Origin of the sequence: Vibrio sp. V42_P2S4T144, from assembly GCF_009904715.1 — a bacterium.
In the GTDB taxonomy this organism is placed as follows: domain Bacteria; phylum Pseudomonadota; class Gammaproteobacteria; order Enterobacterales; family Vibrionaceae; genus Vibrio; species Vibrio alginolyticus.
The window spans coordinates 1-2,581 of the sequence record NZ_WXWS01000019.1; the positions used below are offsets into that span (position 1 = coordinate 1).

Genomic DNA, 2,581 nt, shown 5'->3' on the forward strand with positions numbered 1-2,581 from the left:
CTGAAAACCTTGTCTAGCCTTGCTTACGACCAGAGATGCGACACCATTCACTTTGCTCAACAATCGGGTCAATGTGAAGCTCGTCACGGTAATAGTTCGCAACATCTTCAGCTTGAGTGTCTAATACGCCAGACATTGCAAGGTCGCCATTTGGCTTAACTAGCCCTTTGATGATAGGTGCAAGTTCACGTAAAGGTCCTGCAAGGATGTTGGCCACAACGACGTCAGCGACGAGACCTTCAGGTTGATTTTGCGGTAAGTAAACTTCTAGTTTGTCTGCAACGCCATTACGCTCAGCATTGTCTTTTGAAGCAAGCAGGGCTTGAGGATCAATGTCGATCCCTATCACTTTTTCAGCGCCCAGTTTGATCGCTGCGATCGCAAGAATACCTGAGCCACAACCGAAGTCGATAACGGTCTTACCGCTTAAGTCCATGCTTTCTAGCCACTCAAGACAAAGTGCTGTTGTAGGGTGAGTACCCGTACCGAATGCAAGGCCTGGATCCAACATAACATTAACAGCGTCAGGATCTGGAATGTCGCGCCAGCTTGGACAAATCCATAGGCGTTCACCAAATTTCATTGGGTGGAAGTTTTCCATCCATTCGCGTTCCCAGTCTTTATCTTCAAGCTGTTCTACTTTGTAAGCAAAATTGTCAGCCAGCATATTGCTCGCTTTAATTTGGTCGATGATGAAGTTAGTGTCTGCTTCTGCATCATACAGTGCCAGAATATCAGTATCGCCCCATAAGCGAGTTTCGCCAGGTAGAGGTTCGAATACAGGTGTATCCTGCGCGTCTAAGAATGTAACAGACAGCGCGCCAGTCTCCTCCATTAGCATATCGCCGATTTGTTCAGCGTTTTCATTGGTCGCGTTGAGTTTGATTTGAATCCAAGGCATTGGTTTTTGCTCTTAAAGTGAATGAAGTGTCGCAGAGTTTACCAGAACTCTACGATTTGTTTGAGTATATACCCAAATAAGCCGATTTATATGTTGAGCCGTTCGCGTACATATAAAACAAAAATGCCCACGGGAGTGGGCATTTTTTAAGACGTTTGCTTAGGTTTATTGTAAGCCAAGCTTCTTCTCTAGGTAGTGGATGTTTGCACCACCGTGTTGGAAGTTTTCGTCATTCATAATGGAGAATTGCAGTGGCACGTTAGTTTTGATGCCTTCGATGATCATCTCACCCAGTGCGTTTTTCATACGTGCAATCGCTACATCACGGTTCTCACCGTAAGTGATCAGTTTACCAATCATTGAATCGTAATGAGGTGGTACTGTGTAGCCTGTGTAGATATGAGATTCCCAACGTACACCCATACCGCCAGGAGCGTGGAAACGCTCGATCTTACCCGGAGATGGTAGGAAGCGCTCAGGGTCTTCTGCGTTGATACGACACTCAATCGCATGGCCACGGATCTTAATATCATCTTGAGTGAATGACAGAGGCTGACCCGCTGCAACACGAAGCTGTTCTTTGATTAGGTCGATGCCAGTAACCATCTCTGTTACTGGGTGCTCTACCTGAATACGAGTGTTCATTTCGATGAAGTAGAACTCACCGTTCTCGTATAGGAATTCAAACGTACCTGCGCCGCGGTAACCGATCTCGATACATGCACGAGTACAGCGTTCACCGATGTACTTACGCATTTCTTCGGTGATACCAGGAGCTGGAGCTTCTTCCACTACTTTTTGGTGACGACGTTGCATTGAACAGTCACGCTCACCAAGGTGGATTGCGCCGCCTTGACCGTCAGCAATAACCTGAACTTCAACGTGACGAGGGTTTTCTAGGAATTTCTCCATGTAAACCATGTCATTGTTGAACGCCGCTTTTGCTTCAGCACGTGTCATTGCAATGGCTTGGATAAGGTCTTTCTCTGCGCGAACAACACGCATACCACGACCGCCGCCGCCGCCAGATGCTTTGATGATTACTGGGTAACCAATGCGCTTAGCAAATGCTTTGTTTTTCTCTTCGTCATTGTCTAGAGGGCCGTCAGAACCCGGTACACAAGGAACGCCTGCTTTCTTCATTGCATTGATAGCAGATACTTTATCGCCCATTAGGCGGATAGTGTCTGCCTTTGGACCAACGAAGATGAAACCACTGCGCTCAACTTGCTCTGCGAAGTCTGCGTTCTCAGACAGGAAGCCGTAACCTGGGTGGATAGCCACAGCGCCAGTCACTTCAGCTGCAGAAATGATGCGTGGAATGTTTAGGTAGCTGTCGATACCACGAGCAGGGCCGATACATACGGTTTCGTCTGCGAGTAGTACGTGCTTAAGATCGCGGTCCGCTGTTGAGTGAACAGCGACGGTCTTAATACCTAATTCTTTACAAGCGCGAAGAATACGAAGTGCAATTTCACCTCGGTTCGCGATGACTACTTTGTCTAGCATAAGGCAAGCCCCGCTTATTCGATTACAACAAGAGGTTGGTCGAATTCAACTGGTTGGCCGTCTTCAGCTAGGATTGCTGTAACAACGCCAGATTTGTCCGCTTCGATTTGGTTCATCATTTTCATTGCTTCAACAATACATAGAGTATCGCCAGCATTTACTTTCTGACCC

3 protein-coding genes are annotated in these 2,581 nt (G+C 47.1%); all 3 read right to left on the reverse strand.

All coding sequences use genetic code 11. The features are described 5' to 3' along the window. Positions 1–13: 13 nt before the first annotated feature. The gene (gene prmA / locus CAG68_RS00515) at positions 14–901 is read right to left on the reverse strand and encodes a 50S ribosomal protein L11 methyltransferase (RefSeq protein ID WP_005382507.1); all 888 of its coding nucleotides are present in this window, start codon (positions 899–901) and stop codon (positions 14–16) included. Positions 902–1,066: 165 nt separating this feature from the next. Then, on the reverse strand, positions 1,067–2,410 hold the full coding sequence (accC, locus tag CAG68_RS00520; protein ID WP_005382509.1) for an acetyl-CoA carboxylase biotin carboxylase subunit: 1,344 nt from the start codon (positions 2,408–2,410) through the stop codon (positions 1,067–1,069). A 14-nt stretch (positions 2,411–2,424) separates the two neighbouring features. Next, positions 2,425–2,581: acetyl-CoA carboxylase biotin carboxyl carrier protein (locus CAG68_RS00525; RefSeq protein ID WP_337250500.1), on the reverse strand; the 157-nt coding region annotated here is incomplete at its 5' end.